Origin of the sequence: Variovorax sp. YR566 (assembly GCF_051992195.1) — a bacterium.
Lineage (GTDB): Bacteria > Pseudomonadota > Gammaproteobacteria > Burkholderiales > Burkholderiaceae_C > Variovorax.
On record NZ_CP197092.1, the window covers coordinates 2,846,994 to 2,864,433 of the forward strand.

A 17,440-nucleotide genomic window follows, 5' to 3' on the forward strand; every position below is an offset into this window, starting at 1 on the left:
CCTCAGACCTTCAGCGCCGGAACATCGACCCAGCGACGGTCCTTCCACGATTCGAGCGCGGCCTCGACCAGCTGCACGCCCTTGGCGCCTTCGGGCAGCGTCCACTTGTACGGCTCGTTCTCGACCACGTGGCGAATGAAGTGCTCCCACTGGATCTTGAAGCCGTTGTCGTAGACCTGCGAGTCCGGAATCTCCTGCCACTGGTCGAAGAAATTCATCATCTGCTTCTCGTCGGGGTTCCACACCGGGCGCGGCGTGGCTACGCGCGACTGGGCGCGGCAGCTCGACAGGCCTGCCACGGCCGAGCCGTCGGTGCCGTCGACGTGGAAGGTCACGAGGTCGTCGCGGCGCACGCGCGTGACCCAGCTCATGTTGATCTGCGCGATGACGGGTTCGCCGTTGTGGCCGGTGAGCTCGCAGGTGGCGTAGGCCGCGTCGTCGGCGGTGGCCTCATACGGCTTACCGGCTTCGTCCCAGCGCTTGGGGATGTGGGTGGCGCCGATGCACGACACCGACTTCACTTCGCCGAACAGGTTGTCCAGCACGTAGCGCCAGTGGCACATCATGTCCAGGATCATGCCGCCGCCGTCTTCCTTGCGGTAGTTCCAGCTCGGGCGTTGGATGGGCTGCAGGTCGCCCTCGAACACCCAGTAGCCGAACTCCAGGCGCACGCTGAGCATGCGGCCGAAGAAGCCGGCGCGGCGCAGCATGTCGAGCTTGCGCAGGCCGGGCAGGAAGAGCTTGTCCTGCACGGCGCCGTGCTTCAGGCCCGAGCCTTCGGCGAGGCGCGCGATCTCGACGGCTTCGTTCAGGTTGGTGGCGATCGGCTTCTCGCAATACACGTGCTTGCCGGCGCGGATGGCTTTGGCCAGCAGCGTAGGGCGCATCTGCGTGGTGCCGGCGTCGAAGAAGATGGTGTCGTCCTTGTTCTCCAGGGCCTTGTCGAGGTCGGTGCCCCAGCGCGCGATGTTGTGGGCCTTGGCCAGCGCTTCCATCTTCTCGGCGTTGCGGCCGATGAGGATCGGGTCAGGCATGACCTTGTCGCCATTCGACAGCGTGACGCCGCCTTGCGCGCGGATGGCGCAGATCGAGCGGATCAGGTGCTGGTTCATGCCCATGCGACCGGTGACGCCGTGCATGATGATTCCTAGACGTTGGGTGGCCATCGTTTTCTTCCTTGAGATGCGAGAGAGATTGCAGATCGAAGCGGGGGGCTTCAGTAGACGGAACGCATGGCGTCCCACGAGATGCCGGCGCCGGGTTTGCCGGTGGCAAAGCCGGGCGCGGTGGCGAGCGAGGACAGATCGAGCTGCCCGTCGCGGATGGCGAGGCGCACTGCGCCGTCGCTTTGTTCGTACAGGCCTGGATGGGCGCGCAGCAGTGCCTGCTGTTCAGCCTCGGGAGCCGCGGCAAGGCCGTTGACGTAGTGGTGGCCGTTGCGCTCCACGTGCGAGAGGCCGAGCCAGGAGACCAGCGCCAGGTCTTGCTGCACGCCGATGCCGGCCTGCATGGTGAGGTCTTCGCCAGAGAGGAAGTAGCGCGGCTTTTCCTCGGAGGCGTTCCAATGCGCGCAGCGCGCTGCGTTGATGACCGACTTGTAGAAGCCCTTGCAGCTCTTGCTCGATACGCCGGTGTAGCCAAGCGCGCGGGCCTGCATGAAGGCCTCGAGCGTGGCGTCGGATTCGTCGATGAGCAGCGGAATGCGCTTGCCGAGCGCGGACACGTCGCGCTGCAGGGCTGCATCGCGGCGGATCGGCTGTTCGACGAAGACCGTCTTCTGCGAGAGCTTCCACAACACGGGAGTGGACAGCATGCGGTCGAGGAAGACGCCGAAGTCGTCCGCATCGGCGTATTGCTCATTGCCGTCGAGCGTCACGAGCTGTGCGTGGCCGTCTATCACGCGGGCGATGCGTTGAAGCCGGTCGATGTCTTGCGCGGTGTTGCCGCACAGTTTGAGCTTGAAGTGCGTGAGACCGTAGCGGCGCACGGCCGCTGCGAGCGTCGTGGGCAGGCCGTCGGTGGGGGCGTCGGGCTGGGCGTCGCTGTCGTCGATGGCATCGGCCAACCCGACTGTGTGGCGCGCCGCGATGCGCGTGCGCGGCGATTGCCTAGACAGGAAGCCGGGCATGTCGAAGCCTGCGAGGTCATCGGCCAGACCGCTGCCTGCGACGTCGATGCCGCTCAGGTTGCCGCTCATCGCAGCGGCGAAGCTCACGCCACTGTGCAGGCATAGTGCGTCGAGCAGGGCGCGGTCGATCAGCGCCGGGCCGTAGCTGGCCACGAGCGGCTGCAGGCCCTTGGCCCTGGCGCGCGCCTGCAGCGCGGCGTAGTTCGACGCGAAGTGAGTCCAGGCGGTCTGTGTGTCGGGCTCGGCCGTGTAGGCTTCGCGCGCGTCGCGCAAGGCGAAACGCAGTTGCTCGAAGTTCTGTTCGTTGGTGAGGGCCGGGTTCTTGTCGAACCACTTGGGCACCATCATCTCGGCGGCGCAGCCCTCGGCCGTGCGGCCGTCCGCAAAGCGGATGCGGGCCTTCACGTAGACCTGCGGGCAGGCCGTGACGGTGGCCGCGCCGAAGCGGAACGGCAGCCGCAGCGTGACGTTGCGCTCGGCAAAGCGGATCTCCTCGACGTGAAAACAGATGGCTTCCATGGCTGGCGCTTTCAGTGGTCCAGGATGCCCTGCGAGAAGAAATGCGCGCGCACCAGCTTCGTGTACGCGCCGAACTCGGCCGAGGCCATCATGTCGAGCGTGCGCGGGCGCGGCAGGTCGATGTCGTACACCGCGGCGATGGAGCCGGGCCGCTCGCTCATCACGATCACGCGGTCCGACAGGAAGATGGCTTCCGGAATGCTGTGGGTGATGAGCATCACCGTCTTCTTCGACGCCATCCAGATGCGCTGCAACTCCAGGTTCATCTTCTCGCGCGTCATCGCGTCGAGCGCGCCGAAGGGCTCGTCCATCAGCAGCACCGACGGGTCATGCAACAGCGCACGGCAGATCGATGCGCGTTGCTGCATGCCGCCCGAGAGCTGCCAGGGGTATTTGCCCTCGAAGCCCTTCAGGCCGGCCATTTCCATGAGCTGACGCGCGCGGTCCTTCGAGGCGGCCTTGGGCAGATGGCGCATCTCGGCCTGTAGCAGGATGTTGTCTTCCACGCTGCGCCAGGGCAGCAGCACCGCGCTCTGGAACACGATGCCCACGTCCTTCTGCGGACCCTTGATCGGCTTGCCGGCCAGCGTGAGACTGCCGCCGCTGATGGGCAGCAGGCCCGCCACCATCTTCAGCAGCGTGCTCTTGCCGCAGCCCGAGGGGCCGACGACGGAGACGAACTCGCCTTCCTTGATGGCGAAGTCGAGCGGCTTCAGCGACTCGACCGGGCCGTCCTTGCTTTGGTAGATCTTCGAGACGCCGCGCGCTTCGATCAGGACTTCAGTGGACATGGAGAGTAGTTAAAGGACGGAAGCGGACGAGGCGGCGGGATGCTGAGGTCTTTTCGGGGAACACCGCGGAACCGGCTTTGCCGGGCCGCAGGTGTTGCCCCCGGTAGGGGGAAGGAGAAGCGACACGAAGTGCGCGGAGCCTGGGGGCGAGCCTGCTTACGGCAGGAAGTCGAGCGTTACGTAGTCTTCGGGCTTGCCGCGTGTGGACGCATCCATGCCGCCGTACTGCACCAGCAGGTCGAGCGAGTCGCTCACGTTCTTCATCGCCACGCGGTACGGGCGCTGGTTGGCCGTTTCCTTCGTGTGATAGAGCGCCACGCTCTGCTTCATGCCGACGATCAGGGTGTCGCGCACGCCGGCCTTGGGGTTGGCCTTGAGCATTGCGTCGACCGCGGCCTCGGGGCTCTTCTCGGCAGCTTCGGCGGCCTTGGTGGAGGCGCGCATGAAGCGCTTCACCAGGTCGGGGTTCTCGGTCAGCAGGTTCTTGTTGGTGATGATCCCGGAGCTGATCTGGTTCACGCCGGAGTCGGCGAAGCGGATCGGCGTCACGGGCTTGCCGGTGGCGTCCTGCAGCTTGATGGCCTGGTCCATCACGTAGCCCAGCAGCAGGTCGGCCTGGCCGTTGGTCACGGCATTGAGCTTGGTCTGGCCGTCGCCCGAGACGATCTTCACCTGGTCGGCCGTGATGTTGTTGACCTTGAGGAACAGCGGCCACATCTGCGACATCGAGTCGCCGGGCGTGACGGCCACCGTCTTGCCGATGATGTCCTTCGGCGTCTTGATGTTCTTCTCGGTGAAGCCCATGACCGACATCGGGCTCACCTGGAACAGCACGCCGGTCGACTTCAGCGGCGCGCCCTTGGCGGCGGCCTTGATCATGGTCGTGACGTCGATGTAGCCGAAGGTTGCCGACTTGGCGGCCACCGCCTGCGCGGTGACGGCGGAGCCGCGGCCTTCCTGGATGTCGAGGTCGATGCCTTCTTCGGCGTAGAAGCCCTTTTCCTTGCCGAGGAAGAAGGGCGCGTGCTCGCTGTACAGGTACCAGTTGAGCATCAGCGTGACCTTGTCCTTGGGCTTGTCGCCCTGGGCGTACGAAGGAGCGATGGCGAAGGTCGCGAGCGCTGCTGCGGCGAGCAGAGAGGGAAGCAGTTTCTTCATGGTCTTGTCTCCGGGAGTTGTTGGCTTTGCGAAGGAACTTGAAACGGAAAACTCAGTTCGCGTGGCGCTGCGAGGCGTGCCAGGGAATCATCACGCGCTCGACCAGGTCGACCGCGACGAAAAGAATGACGCCGATGCTCGAGAGAACCACCAGCGCGGCGAACATCAGCGGCAGGTCGAAGTTGCCGTTGGCAACCTGCAGCACGTAGCCGATGCCCGAGTTGGAGCCGACGAATTCACCGACCACCGCGCCCACCACGGCCAGCGTGACCGACACCTTCAGGCCGCTGAAGATCGAAGGCAGCGCCTGCGGCAGGCTGATCTTGAGAAAGGTCTGCAGGCGGCTCGCACCCATCGAGCGCGAGAGGTCGAGCATGTCGGGCTCGACCGACTTGAAGCCCATCACCGTGGACACCACCACAGGGAAGAAGCCCAGCAGGAAGGCGCTGATCACCTTCGGGAAGATGCCGAAGCCGAACCACACCACGAACAGCGGCGCGATGGCGACCTTCGGGATGCTCTGCGAGAACACCAGCAGTGGATAAACGTACGACTCGACGACGCGCGAGTAGGCGATGACCATCGCGATCGGAATGCCGATCAGGATCGTCAGGCCGAAGCCGCCCAGCGTGGCGAGCGTGGTCTTCCAGCTTTCGGCGAGCAGGCGCGGCCACTCGGCGACGAGTTGCTTCACGACCTCCCACGGCGGGGGAATCAGGTAGGCCGGAATCTTGAAGAGGCGGATCGCCAGGTCCCACAGCACCAGCAGCAGCAAGATGAGGATGAAAGGGCGCAGGGCCGGAGAGAGCAGGAGCTTGCGGAACATGGCGAGGGCCGGGGCTTTCAGGGGGGGCTTACTGTTGGACCGAGAGCCCGGCTGCCTTCACGAGCTGCGCGTTGCTCGCGATCTCTTCCTTGATGTAGGCGTCGAACTGCTCGGGCTTGAGCGTCCAGGCGTCGGCGCCGAGCTTGGCGAAACGCTCCTTCACCTCGGGCGTGGCCAGTGCCTTGGCTACCTCGGCGTGCAGGCGCTCGACGACGTCGCGCGGCGTCTTGGCGGGCGCCATCATTCCGATCCAGAAGTTGAACTCGGAGCCCGGCACGCCGGCCTCGGTGGTGGTGGGCACGTCAGGCAGGGCGGCGGCGCGCTTGGGCGAGCCGACCGCCAGCGCCAGCAACTGGCCTTCCTTGATCTGGCCGATGACCGGAGCAATGGGCGAGAAGTAGTAGTCGACGCGGCCCGAAAGCACTTCGGTCACGGCCTCGCCCGATCCCTTGAAGGGAATGTTGGTCGCGTCGATCTTGGCGGCCATCTTGAACTTCTCGGCGTTCAGGTGCGTCGCGCTGCCCTGACCGGCAGAGGCGAAGTTCATGCTGCCGGGCTTGGCGCGCGCGGCGGCCAGCAGCTGGGGCAGCGTCTTGATGTTCTTGCTGGGCGAGATCACCAGCGCATTGGGCAGCGACGAGATCGGCGTGACGCCCGCGAAATCGTGCACCGTGTCGAACGGCAGCTTGGCGAAGGTCGAAGGGCTGACCGTGTGCGACGACGAATGGATCATCACCGTGTAGCCGTCGGGCGCGGCCGTGGCCACCGCCTGCTGGCCGATGGTGCCGCTGGCGCCGCCGCGGTTGTCGACCACCAGCGTCTGGCCCATGCTGGCGCTCATCTTGTCGGTGATGGCGCGGGCAATGATGTCGGTGGTGCTGCCGGCCGCGAAGGGAACGATCACGCGGATGGGCTTGCTGGGGTAGCCGTTCTGCGCGGCGGCCAGGCCCGGTAGCAGTGCAGCGATGCAGGTCAGCGAGGCAACGACGGTGGTGCGTGCAGTGCTGGCAAAGAGCTTCATGGATGTCTCCGCGCGGTCGGGCCGCTTTCTTGAACCGATCAATTCACCAATGAGTGAATTATCGATTGTAGGAACGGCTGCGCCGCAGCGTCAACGGCCGCTGCCTAGTAGATACCCGGAGAGTGCGAAGACGCGCTGATGAAGCTCAGTGCAGGACGTAGCCCAGCACGAGATCAGTCATGTGCGAGAGGCGTTGCGCCATTGCCTTGGGTGCGCGCAGGTCACGGCCGAAGATGGCCGAGAGCGTGTGGTTGTTCGAGAGGTAGAAGTAGCAGAGCGACGCGATGGAGATATAGAGCTGCACAGGGTCCACGCCGGCGCGGAACAGGTTGTCGCGCCGGCCGCGCTCCAGCACGGTGTCGAGCAGCTGTACCAGCGGCGAGTTCATCTCCTGGATGCGCTCGGAGCGCTTGAGGTGCGCCGCGCAATGCAGGTTCTCGCTGTTGAGCAGCGTGATGAACTCGGGGTGCTCGAGGTAGTAGTGCCAGGTGAACGAAACCAGCTGGCGGATGGCCTCGACCGGCTCGATCTCGTCGAGATGCAGGCGCTGCTCGGCCTCGCGGATGTCGGCGTAGGTGCGCTCCAGCACCGCGAGGAACAGGTCGTCCTTGCTGCCGAAGTAGTAGTAGATGAGGCGCTTGTTGAGGCCCGCGCGCTCGGCGATGCTGTCCATGCGCGCGCCGGCGAGGCCGCGCGCGGAGAACTCGTCGCGCGCCGACGCGAGGATGGCGAGCTGCGAGCGGTCGGCGTCGCGCGAACGGGGTTCGATCACTTCGGCGGCGTCGGGTGAGGGGTCCTTGGAGGCCTTCATGGCGCGAATTTAACCAATTGGGGAATTAACGCAAGGCGTCTGGAGCGGGCGCACATAATTGCCGAAGACATTTGCAGCTGAGGTTCTACTTCTCATGAGTACATCACAACCCGCGGGCCACCTGATCGTGGAGTGCCTGGTCGAACAGGGCATGGAAATGGCGTTCGGCGTGCCTGGCGAAAGCTTCCTGGCGGTGCTCGACGGCTTTCATGCGTACCGCGATCGCACGCGCTTCATCGTCAACCGGCAGGAAGGGGGCGCGGCCTTCATGGCCGAGGCGCACGGCAAGCTCACCGGGCGGCCGGGCGTGTGCTTCGTCACCCGCGGGCCCGGCGCGACGAACGCATCGATCGGCGTGCACAACGCCTTCCAGGATTCGACGCCGATGGTGCTGTTCGTCGGCGACGTCGGCAGTGACTTCCGCGACCGCGAGGCTTTCCAGGAGGTCGACTACGGCAGCTTCTTCGGGCCAAGCACCAAGGGCTTTGCCAAGCGCGTGGAGCGCATCGACGATGCGAACCGCATTCCCGAGTACATCGCGCGCGCCTTCGCCACCGCGATGAACGGACGGCCGGGGCCGGTGGTGCTTGTGCTGCCGGAGGACATGCTGCGCAGCGAGACGACGGCTCGGCCGCTGGCGCGCGTGGAAGCGGTGGAGCCCTGGAGCGACCCGGGCGCGCTGCGCACCTTGCGCGAACTGCTGCTGAAGTCGCAGCGCCCGCTGGTGATTGCCGGCGGCGGCGGCTGGACGACGCAGGCCGCGCAGGCGCTGCAGCGTTTTGCGGAGAACTGGCGACTGCCGGTGGCGAACGCCTTCCGCTTTCAGGACACTTTCGACAACCACCATCCGCTGTATGCGGGCGATGTCGGCATCGCGATCAACCCGAAGCTCGCGCAGCGCGTGAAAGACGCCGACCTGATCCTGGCCATCGGTCCGCGCCTGGGCGAGATGACGACCGGCGGCTATACGCTGCTCGAAGCGCCCAAGGCGAAGCAGACGCTGGTGCACATCCATGCGAGCGCCGAAGAGCTCAACCGCGTGTACCAGGCCGACCTGGCGATCAACGCCGGCATGAGCGCGGCCGCGCGCAGCCTGGAGGTGCTGAGCGCGCCGCCGACGCTGCCCTGGGAAGAATGGACGCTGCAGGCCCACGCCGACTACGAGGCCAACCTTGTGCCGCAGCCGCTGGCCGGCATGCCCGCCGAGACGCCGCGCGGGCCGGTCGACATGGCAGAGGTCGTCGCGCTGCTGCAGAAGCACTTGCCGGCGGACGCGGCCATTACCAACGGCGCGGGCAACTTCGCAAGCTGGGTGCATCGCTACTTTCGCTATCACGGGCTCGCGAAGGGCGCGAAGACGCAGCTGGCGCCGACCAGCGGGGCGATGGGCTATGGGGTGCCGGCCGGCATCGCAGCCAATCTTGCGACGGGGCGCGTGGCCTTCACCATCGCGGGCGATGGCGATTTTCTGATGACCGGGCAGGAGCTGGCGACGGCTGCGCAGCACGGCGGCAAGAGCATCGTCGTGCTGCTCAACAACGGCATGTTCGGCACCATCCGCATGCACCAGGAGCGCGAGTACCCCGAACGCACCAGCGGCACCGCGCTGCGCAACCCCGACTTCTGCGGCCTCGCGCGCGCCTATGGCTATGCGGCCGAGCGCGTGACGGAAACGGCGCAGTTCGAAGCCGCGCTGCTGCGTGCGCTGGCGGCCGATACGGGCACGCTGATCGAGATCCCGCTCGACCCCGAAGTGATCACCACGCGCGGCACGCTGGCGTCGATCACGCGTTCGGCGAAGCAGCAGCAGGCGCAGGGCTGAGTGCCGAGCGATGTCGGGCCACTTCGTCGCGCAAGGACGGCGAGCGCAGCTCGAACACGTCGAACAGGCCGAGCGCGTCGAGGGCGGGGATCAGGGAGACCAGGTCTTGCTCGGCGGCGTGCCTGTCGGCGGCCGACGCGCTTGCGTCTTCGAGGATGCGAACGTTGGCGAGGAAGGCGCCGACCGATCCCTTGCGCAATGTGCGGCCGTTCACGACGGTGAAGTCTGCGCCGTCGGGCAGTACGTCTTGGGCTTTCATGGATGTTCCTTGGATGGGTTGGTGAGGATGAACTCGATGCTAGGCAGCGGCGCGCGTTCGGGCTTGCGGCGCGGGGCCAATCGATACCTCTGGCGGGCCAACCATGGCTGCTGAGGCCCCTGTGAAGCTCTGGATCAACGCCTACGAGGCGCCGCGCGTCACGGACTACCACGCGCATGAAACCGGCCAGCTGTTCGCACTGCGCGAGGGGTTGCAGGTCATCGAGACGCCTTCGGGCCGTTGGGTGCAGCCGCCGGGGTGGATCGGCTGGATCGCACCGCGCTGCGCCCATGCGGCGCAGAGCTTTGGTGCCACCGCGGGCTGGAGCTTGCACATCGACTCGATGATGGCGGCGTCCTTGCCGGACGGGCCGCATGTGTTTGCCGTCACGCCGCTGGTGCAGGGGCTGGTCGACCGGCTGACCTCGATGAATGCCACCGAGCCCCTGCTGGAGCCGCGCCGTGCACGCCTGGTGGGCGTGCTGATCGATGAGCTTGCGGCGAGCGCCAGGCCGTCGCTGCACCTGCCGATGCCGCAGGACAAGCGCCTTGCCGCGATGGCTGCTGCGGTGGCCAATGATCCGGCGTTGCCGGACAGCATCGACGAATGGGCCGATCGCATCGGCATGGCGCGCAGGACGCTCACTCGCCGTTTCGCCGTGGAAACGGGCCTGAGCTTCGCGCAATGGCGCCAGCAGGCGCGGTTGCTCAAGGCCGTCGAGCTGCTGAGCCTGAAGGAGCCCGTGACGGCGGTGGCGCTGACGGTGGGCTACAGCTCCGTGAGTGCCTTCATCGAAGCCTTCCGCAAGCACTTCGGCCGCACGCCGTCGCGCTTCTTCGAAGAAAGCGTGGCCTTGCCGCAGGCGAAAAAAAAGCCCGCATGAAGCGGGCTTTTTGATTCAGGAGCGCGAGGCCCCTGAGCGCTTACTTGACGTGCTTGCCGATCAGCGCAGCCAGTTCGAACATCGACACTTGGGCCTTGCCGAAGATTTCCTTCAGCTTGGCGTCGGCGTTGATGTTGCGCTTGTTGGCCTTGTCTTGAAGGTTGTTCTTCTTGATGTAGTCCCACAGCTTGCTCACGACAGCGGTACGCGGCAGCGGCGTCGAGCCGACCACAGCGGCGAGTGCCGGGCTGGGGGTCAGGGCCTTCATGAACGCGGCGTTGGGCGTGCGCTTCTTGGCGGGAGCAGCCTTCTTTGCGGGAGCGGCCTTCTTGGCAGGAGCCTTCTTCGCCGGAGCAGCCTTCTTGGCAGGAGCAGCAGCCTTCTTGGCCGGTGCAGCCTTCTTCGCAGGAGCCGCCGCCTTCTTTGCGGGAGCGGCCTTCTTTGCCGGAGCTTTCTTGGCCGGAGCCTTCTTTGCAGTTGCCATGGTTGATTTCCTTTTTTGGTTGAACACTCACCAATGAAAAACTTGCGTCTCCAGTGGCAATGCGGATGCTAAATGAGAAAAAACGCGTTTCCAAGGGAAAAAGCGCTTTTTTCATTGGGAGTTGTTGTTTTTTCAGAGGGGAGAAGCCCTGTTTTTCACGTTCGGCGCCCAGGCCATGTCGCAAGCACCACACCCGCGAGAGCAATGACGAACGCAACCAGCTGTGGCGAAGAGAGGTTTTCACCCAGCACGAGCACGCCGACGAGGGCTGCGCTCACGGGCAGCATCACGGCGAAGACACCCGCTTGTGCGGCTGGTACGTGGCGAAGTCCGGTCATCCAGAGCCACACCGTCCAGATGCTTGCAGCGAGCGCATAGACCACGAGCAGCGCCCAAGTGCCGAAGCGCACCGCGGTGAAATCGAATTGCAGCGCGAACCAGATGCCGAAGGGCAGCGAGAGCACGAAGCCCCACAGGTTGATGAGCGAGGCGATGCGCTTGGGCCCCAGGCGTCCCGTGAGCGACTTGCCGATCACCGCGTACGCCGTCTCGCAGAGCACCGCGCAGAACACCAGCAGGTTGCCGAGCCAGGGCATCGATGCCGACGAAGCAGCGGGCGATGCCGGTGCGTGCGCCGGCGAAAGTGCCAGCAGACCGATGCCGAGCGCGGCGCATGCGATGGCCAGGCCGATGCGCACGGTGATGCGCTCGCGCAGGAACAGCCAGCTCGCCACGGCCACGCACGCGGGGATCGACGCCATGATCACGCCCGCCGACACCGCGCTCGTGAGGCTCACGCCGAACAGCATGCAGATCGAGAACATGAAGTTGCCGAGGAACGACTCGAGGAACACCAGCCAGCGCGTGCGCGCGGTCATTGGCGGTTCGTCGGGTGTGCGCTTGAGCCAATGCGGCATGGCCAGTGCGGCGATGCCGAAGCGCAGCCATGCGAGCAGCAGCACAGGAAAGGCGGCGACAAGGGGCTTGGAGAGGGCGACGTAGCCGCCGACGAGCGACATGCTCAGGGCCAGGCAGCCGTAGGCCACGAGGCGGCCTGATGCGGGAGCAGCGGAGTTCAATAGACTGAAGTTCTGTAGTTGCGGAGAAGGCGGTTTCGATGATGCCCCACGTTTTTGTTTACGGCACGCTGCGCCGCGGCGGGCGCAACGACATCGCGCGCTATCGGCCCGCGCCGGTGTGGGTGGGCGATGCGAGCATTTCCGGCACGCTGTATGACCTGGGCGCCTATCCGGGTGTCGTGCTGGGTGGAGTGGGGCGCGTGAAGGGCGAGGTCTATGTCGTCGAGCCCGCGGTCGAGGCCGCACTCGACGTGCTCGAGGAAGTGGCTGACGATGACTCAGGCGAGTACATCAAGCGGCAGGTGCGCGTGGATGTTGGCGGGCAGTGGCTCGATTGCCTGGTCTACGAGATCCATCCGACGCGCATTGCGGGTCGCCGCGTGATCGAAAGCGGCGATTGGATTGCGCATGCAGTGCGAATCGATGCCTCGTTTTCACAACCGAAACATTGATTTCGCATTGCGAAATAGATGGCTGCTGCGCCGCAATATTTTTTCTCAATATGAGAAAAATAATTTTGCATTGAGAAATATCTCTGTAAGTTATTGATTTAATTGATTGAAAAATATGTCTTCTATAAGACATAAGAGTCTGCGGGCCGATTACAGTAACTCCACGGCCGCAGCGCCCAACCTTCAATCAACCTCACGGAGTGACCATGCCCCAGACCCTCACAGAACAACTCAGCCGCGAACAGCAGATTGCCGCCCTCGAAAAGGAATGGGCCACCGATCCGCGCTGGAAGGGCGTCAAGCGTGGCTACAGCGCGGCCGACGTGGTGCGCCTGCGCGGTTCGTTCCCCATCGAGCACACGCTGGCCAAGCGCGGCGCAGAGAAGCTCTGGGACAAGATCAACGGCGGCTCCAAGAAGGGCTACGTGAACGCGTTCGGCGCCATCTCCGCCGGTCAGGCGATGCAACAGGCCAAGGCTGGCCTGGAAGCCGTGTACCTGTCGGGCTGGCAAGTCGCAGCCGACGGCAACAGCTCCGAGACGATGTACCCCGACCAGTCGCTGTACGCCTACGACTCGGTGCCGACGATGGTCCGTCGCATCAACAACACCTTCCGCCGCGCCGATGAAATCCAGTGGGGCCGCGGTGTCAACCCGGGCGACAAGGAGTTCATCGACTACTTCCTGCCCATCGTGGCCGACGCGGAGGCCGGTTTCGGCGGCGTGCTCAACGCCTTCGAACTGATGAAGAACATGATCACGGCCGGCGCAGCTGGCGTGCACTTCGAAGACCAACTGGCTGCCGTGAAGAAGTGCGGCCACATGGGCGGCAAGGTGCTTGTGCCGACGCATGAAGCCTGCGAAAAGCTGATTGCCGCGCGCTTTGCAGCCGACGTGCTGGGCGTGTCGACCATCGTCCTGGCCCGCACCGACGCGGAAGCCGCGAACCTGATCACCTCGGACCACGACGCCAACGACAAGCCCTTCCTGACGGGCGAGCGCACGCAGGAAGGCTTCTACCGCGTGAAGAACGGCCTGGAGCAGGCCATCAGCCGCGGCGTGGCCTACGCGCCCTACGCAGACCTGGTGTGGTGCGAAACCGGCGTGCCGGACATCGGCTTTGCCCGCGAATTCGCACAAGCTGTGCACGCCGCCTGCCCCGGCAAGCTGCTGTCGTACAACTGCTCGCCTTCCTTCAACTGGAAGAAGAACCTCGACGACAAGCAGATCGCCTCGTTCCAGGAAGACCTGTCGGCCCTGGGCTACAAGTACCAGTTCATCACGCTGGCCGGCATCCACGTCAACTGGTTCAACACCTTCCAGTTCGCCCACGCCTACGCCCGCGGTGAAGGCATGAAGCACTACGTCAACATGGTGCAGGAACCCGAGTTCGCCGCGCGCGACAAGGGCTACACCTTCGTGTCGCACCAGCAGGAAGTGGGCGCCGGTTACTTCGACGACGTGACCACCGTGATCCAGGGCGGTTCGTCCAGCGTGAAGGCGCTGTCGGGCTCGACCGAGGAAGAGCAGTTCCACTGATCGGGTGATCGACCCTCTCGGGTCGGTCTTTCGACAGGCAGATATTTCGCTGTCACTTTCAGCCCGGCCACGTACCGGGCTTTTTTGCGTCCGTTGCGTGCTCAGGCTTCGAGGCGCACCTCGCGCACGCCGCGGCCCAGGCGCTGGCGCAGCAGGGTGCGCAGCGTGACACCGTCGGCGTAGCCCACCATGCCGGCGATCTGCTCCAGGCTCTTGTCGCTGGTCTTGAGCAGGTGCACCGCGCGTTCCACGCGCAGGTCCTGCACGTAGGAGAGAGGGCTCTTGCCCAGCACCTGCTGCATGCGGCGGGCCAGCGTGCGCTTGCTGGTGCCCGCGGCCTGTGCGGCCTCGTCGAGCGAGAAGCCGTCGGCCAGCCGGCCGCGCGCCCAGCGCTCGAAGCGCTCCACCAGCGGATCGGAATGCGAGAGGTGGTCGGAGATCACGTAGGCCGACTGCGAAGGCCGCGAGTCGACGATCAGGTAGCGCGCGACCAGCGTGGCGAGTTCGGGGCTGGCCTGGCGCACGATCCACAGCGCCATGTCGACATGGCTCAGCGCCGCGCCGGCCGTGATCAGATTGCCGGAGCTGACCAGCATGCGTGAGTCTTCCAGTTGCACGGCAGGGTAGCGCTGGCGGAACAGCGTGGCCAGCCACCAGGTCGTGGTTGCCTTCTGGTGATCGAGCACGCCCGATTCCGCGAGCACGAAGGTGCCGATGCAGGCGGCGGCCAGATTGGCGCTTTTGCTTGCGCGTTCCTGCAACGCGGCGCAGGCGTCGCGCACGTCGGGGCGACACAAGGCGGGTTCCAGTGTTTCGGGCATTTTGCAGCCGAGCGCTGGAACGATCAGCCAATCCGCGGAGCTGGCGTCGAGCGCGCGAGCCACCGGAACGGTGAGCCCCTGCGAGGTTCTCACCCGCTTGCGAACGCCCGTCACCGTGACTTCGAACGGCGCCACGTCGAGCTGCAGCATGGCAGCGAGTTCGTTGGCAGTGGTGAACACGTCGAGCACCGTGGACAGGCCGGTGTCGAACACGCCATCGAGAGCGAGTACATCGAGCTTCATGGCCATAACGATATCAAAGATGTCAAAAACGCCAATAGCTCCAGAGACAACGGCTGCCTAGAGTCCATACCAACGCCGCGCAATGTCGCGCGCCGTTCAACTCAGGAGATCACCCATGATCAAGTACGCACTGTTCGCTCGCCTCGAAGCCAAGCCGGGCAAGGAAGGCGATGTAGAGAAGTTCCTCGAAGCCGGCCTTGCGATGGCGCGCGACGAGAAGACCACGCCGATCTGGTTTGCGCTGCGCCTGTCGCCGAGCACCTTCGGCGTGTTCGACGCGTTCGAAGACGAAGCCGGTCGCCAGGCTCATTTGACCGGCCCGATCGCCCAGGCGCTGATGGCGAAGGCTCCCGAGCTGTTCGCCAAGCCGCCGTCGATCGAGCCCATTGAAGTGCTGGGACTCAAGAATGCGGCGCCCGCGTCCTGAACGGGCAGCGGCTAGAATTGCGGGCTCTGCACTCAACAAGAGCGAGAAAGGCACCTTGGTTATGACACCGCGAACTACTCCGCAAGGATTCAGCGGCTTTTTCTTCACTGAAGGAAAAGGCCGGTAGCCCCGCGCTCGCTGGTTTCTGCCAGCTTCACAACCAAGCAAAGCGCGGCATCCACCGCGCTTTTTTGTTTTTCTCCCCGAGGTTTTCTTCAAATGATCCAGATCACGCTCCCCGACAACTCGCGCCGCGAGTTCCCCGGCCCGGTTTCGGTGGCCGAAGTCGCCCAGTCCATCGGTCCCGGCCTGGCCAAGATGACGGTGGCCGGCAAGGTCGACGGCAGGCTCGTCGATGCCAGCGACGTCATCGACCATGACGCCAAGCTGCAGATCATCACGCCCAAGGACGACGAAGGCCTGGAAATCATCCGCCATTCGACGGCCCACCTGGTCGGCCATGCGGTGAAGCAGCTCTATCCGACGGCCAAGATGGTGATCGGGCCCGTGATCGACGAAGGCTTCTATTACGACATCTCGTACGAACGCCCGTTCACGCCCGAGGACATGGCCGCCATCGAGGCGCGCATGCGCGAGCTGATCGCGCAGGACTACGACGTGGTCAAGAAGATGACGCCGCGTGCCGAAGTCATCGAAGTCTTCAAGTCGCGCGGCGAGGACTACAAGCTGCGCCTCGTCGAGGACATGCCCGACGAGCAGGCCATGGGCCTGTACTACCACCAGGAATACGTCGACATGTGCCGCGGCCCGCACGTGCCGAACACGCGTTTCCTGAAGGTCTTCAAGCTCACGAAGCTGGCCGGCGCCTACTGGCGCGGCGACGCCAAGAACGAGCAATTGCAGCGCATCTACGGCACGGCCTGGGCCGACAAGAAGCAGCTCGACCAGTACATCCAGCGCATCGAGGAAGCCGAGAAGCGCGACCACCGCAAGCTCGGCAAGGAGCTTGACCTGTTCCACATCGACGAAGTGGCGCCGGGCGTGGTGTTCTGGCACCCCAAGGGCTGGGCCGTGTGGCAGGCCGTCGAGCAGTACATGCGCGGCATCTACCGCGACACGGGCTATTGGGAAGTGAAGGGCCCGCAGATCCTCGACAAGAGCCTGTGGGAGAAAACGGGCCACTGGCAGAACTATCGCGACAACATGTTCACGACGGAGTCGGAGAAGCGCGAATATGCGCTCAAGCCGATGAACTGCCCGGGCCACGTGCTGATCTTCAAGAGCGACCTGCGCAGCTACCGCGACCTGCCGCTGCGTTACGGCGAATTCGGCCAGTGTCACCGCAACGAGCCTAGCGGTGCGCTGCACGGCATCATGCGCGTGCGCGGCTTCACGCAGGACGACGGGCACATCTTCTGCACGGAGGACCAGATCCTCGACGAGTGCATCGCGTACACGGAGCAGCTGCAGAAGGTCTATGCCGACTTCGGCTTCACGGACATCCTCTACAAGGTCGCCACGCGGCCCGAGAACCGCGTCGGCTCCGACGAGCTGTGGGATAAGGCCGAGCACGCGGTGATGGAATCACTGCGCCGTTCGGGTGTCGATTTCGTCATTGCACCGGGCGACGGCGCCTTCTACGGCCCCAAGATCGAATACACGCTGCGCGATGCCATCGGCCGCCAGTGGCAGTGCGGCACGATGCAGGTCGACTTCAACACGGCCGAGCGCCTGGGCGGCGAATACGTGACGGAATCGAGCGGCCGCGCGCACCCCGTGATGCTGCACCGCGCGATCGTCGGCAGCCTCGAGCGCTTCATCGGCATGCTGATCGAACACCACTCGGGCGCGCTGCCTGCGTGGCTCGCTCCGGTGCAGGTGGCGGTGCTCAATATCAGTGAAGGACAGGCTGATTACGCTGCGCAAGTTGCGAAAGCGCTGCAAAATCAAGGGCTTAGGGTTCAGCTTGACCTGCACAACGAGAAGATTACGTATAAAATACGGAAGCATTCGTTGCAAAAGCTCCCTTATATCGTTGTCGTAGGCGACAAGGAAAAGGAAGCAGGTGCCGTCGCAGTGCGCGCCCGGGGCAATCAAGACCTCGGTGCAATGTCCCTCGAATCGTTCGTGCAACGGCTCGTCCAGGATATTGCCGACAAGCGTTGATTTGTCTTCGGAACACCCCATATGTTTCAAAGCCAAATCATGCCGTTTGTC

At 64.7% G+C, this 17,440-nt stretch carries 17 protein-coding genes; 6 read left to right on the forward strand and 11 right to left on the reverse strand.

Annotation, left to right across the window (positions count from 1 at the left end; genetic code table 11):
- Nucleotides 1–2 precede the first annotated feature (2 nt).
- From ACTG4X_RS13330 to ACTG4X_RS13360, 7 genes are all read right to left on the reverse strand, one after another.
- A complete protein-coding gene (locus ACTG4X_RS13330) occupies nt 3–1,166 on the reverse strand; it encodes a Gfo/Idh/MocA family protein (protein ID WP_206174280.1) in 1,164 nt (387 codons plus the stop codon).
- A gap of 50 nt (nt 1,167–1,216) precedes the next feature.
- Nucleotides 1,217–2,647, reverse strand: coding sequence for an enolase C-terminal domain-like protein (locus ACTG4X_RS13335; RefSeq protein ID WP_440533986.1), 1,431 nt, complete (start codon nt 2,645–2,647; stop codon nt 1,217–1,219).
- Between the two features lie 11 nt (nt 2,648–2,658).
- The gene (locus tag ACTG4X_RS13340; RefSeq protein ID WP_440533987.1) at nt 2,659–3,438 is read right to left on the reverse strand and encodes an ABC transporter ATP-binding protein; all 780 of its coding nucleotides are present in this window, start codon (nt 3,436–3,438) and stop codon (nt 2,659–2,661) included.
- Nucleotides 3,439–3,594: 156 nt separating this feature from the next.
- Complete coding sequence (locus tag ACTG4X_RS13345) at nt 3,595–4,596, reverse strand: ABC transporter substrate-binding protein (protein ID WP_440533988.1); 1,002 nt, start codon at nt 4,594–4,596, stop codon at nt 3,595–3,597.
- 52 nt (nt 4,597–4,648) lie between these two features.
- Nucleotides 4,649–5,422: an ABC transporter permease gene (locus ACTG4X_RS13350; RefSeq protein WP_093053105.1), complete on the reverse strand. Its 774-nt coding sequence runs from the start codon at nt 5,420–5,422 to the stop codon at nt 4,649–4,651.
- Between the two features lie 28 nt (nt 5,423–5,450).
- A complete protein-coding gene (locus ACTG4X_RS13355) occupies nt 5,451–6,443 on the reverse strand; it encodes a tripartite tricarboxylate transporter substrate binding protein (RefSeq protein WP_093053103.1) in 993 nt (330 codons plus the stop codon).
- A gap of 145 nt (nt 6,444–6,588) precedes the next feature.
- A complete protein-coding gene (locus ACTG4X_RS13360; protein WP_093053100.1) occupies nt 6,589–7,254 on the reverse strand; it encodes a TetR/AcrR family transcriptional regulator in 666 nt (221 codons plus the stop codon).
- 94 nt (nt 7,255–7,348) lie between these two features.
- Here ACTG4X_RS13360 and ACTG4X_RS13365 point away from each other — a divergent pair, with 94 nt between their 5' ends.
- Nucleotides 7,349–9,076, forward strand: a complete 1,728-nt coding sequence (locus ACTG4X_RS13365; protein ID WP_307614302.1) for a thiamine pyrophosphate-binding protein — start codon at nt 7,349–7,351, stop codon at nt 9,074–9,076.
- On the opposite strand, the gene ACTG4X_RS13370 is transcribed toward ACTG4X_RS13365, so the two are convergent.
- A complete protein-coding gene (locus tag ACTG4X_RS13370; protein ID WP_093081682.1) occupies nt 9,039–9,335 on the reverse strand; it encodes a hypothetical protein in 297 nt (98 codons plus the stop codon). The genes ACTG4X_RS13365 and ACTG4X_RS13370 overlap by 38 nt on opposite strands.
- Nucleotides 9,336–9,438: 103 nt before the next feature.
- On the opposite strand from ACTG4X_RS13370, the gene ACTG4X_RS13375 reads away from it, so the two are divergent.
- A complete protein-coding gene (locus ACTG4X_RS13375) occupies nt 9,439–10,218 on the forward strand; it encodes an AraC family transcriptional regulator (RefSeq protein WP_440533989.1) in 780 nt (259 codons plus the stop codon).
- Nucleotides 10,219–10,258: 40 nt separating this feature from the next.
- On the opposite strand, the gene ACTG4X_RS13380 is transcribed toward ACTG4X_RS13375, so the two are convergent.
- Complete coding sequence (locus ACTG4X_RS13380; RefSeq protein ID WP_093081677.1) at nt 10,259–10,702, reverse strand: SWIB/MDM2 domain-containing protein; 444 nt, start codon at nt 10,700–10,702, stop codon at nt 10,259–10,261.
- A 155-nt stretch (nt 10,703–10,857) separates the two neighbouring features.
- Complete coding sequence (locus ACTG4X_RS13385) at nt 10,858–11,781, reverse strand: DMT family transporter (RefSeq protein ID WP_426392406.1); 924 nt, start codon at nt 11,779–11,781, stop codon at nt 10,858–10,860.
- A 38-nt stretch (nt 11,782–11,819) separates the two neighbouring features.
- Between ACTG4X_RS13385 and ACTG4X_RS13390 the strand changes: the two genes are divergently transcribed.
- Together ACTG4X_RS13390 and aceA are read left to right on the forward strand one after the other, a co-directional pair.
- Complete coding sequence (locus ACTG4X_RS13390) at nt 11,820–12,233, forward strand: gamma-glutamylcyclotransferase family protein (RefSeq protein ID WP_440533990.1); 414 nt, start codon at nt 11,820–11,822, stop codon at nt 12,231–12,233.
- Between the two features lie 206 nt (nt 12,234–12,439).
- Nucleotides 12,440–13,771, forward strand: coding sequence for an isocitrate lyase (aceA, locus tag ACTG4X_RS13395; protein ID WP_093053080.1), 1,332 nt, complete (start codon nt 12,440–12,442; stop codon nt 13,769–13,771).
- A 101-nt stretch (nt 13,772–13,872) separates the two neighbouring features.
- Here the strand turns inward: aceA and ACTG4X_RS13400 are convergent, their stop codons facing one another.
- Nucleotides 13,873–14,835 (reverse strand): GlxA family transcriptional regulator, encoded by a 963-nt coding sequence (locus ACTG4X_RS13400; RefSeq protein ID WP_440533991.1) that lies wholly within the window; start codon nt 14,833–14,835, stop codon nt 13,873–13,875.
- 115 nt (nt 14,836–14,950) lie between these two features.
- On the opposite strand from ACTG4X_RS13400, the gene ACTG4X_RS13405 reads away from it, so the two are divergent.
- Both ACTG4X_RS13405 and thrS read left to right on the forward strand, forming a co-directional pair.
- Nucleotides 14,951–15,262, forward strand: coding sequence for a putative quinol monooxygenase (locus tag ACTG4X_RS13405; RefSeq protein ID WP_093081669.1), 312 nt, complete (start codon nt 14,951–14,953; stop codon nt 15,260–15,262).
- 219 nt (nt 15,263–15,481) lie between these two features.
- Nucleotides 15,482–17,389, forward strand: coding sequence for a threonine--tRNA ligase (gene thrS, locus ACTG4X_RS13410; protein WP_426392412.1), 1,908 nt, complete (start codon nt 15,482–15,484; stop codon nt 17,387–17,389).
- The last annotated feature ends 51 nt before the right edge of the window (nt 17,390–17,440 follow it).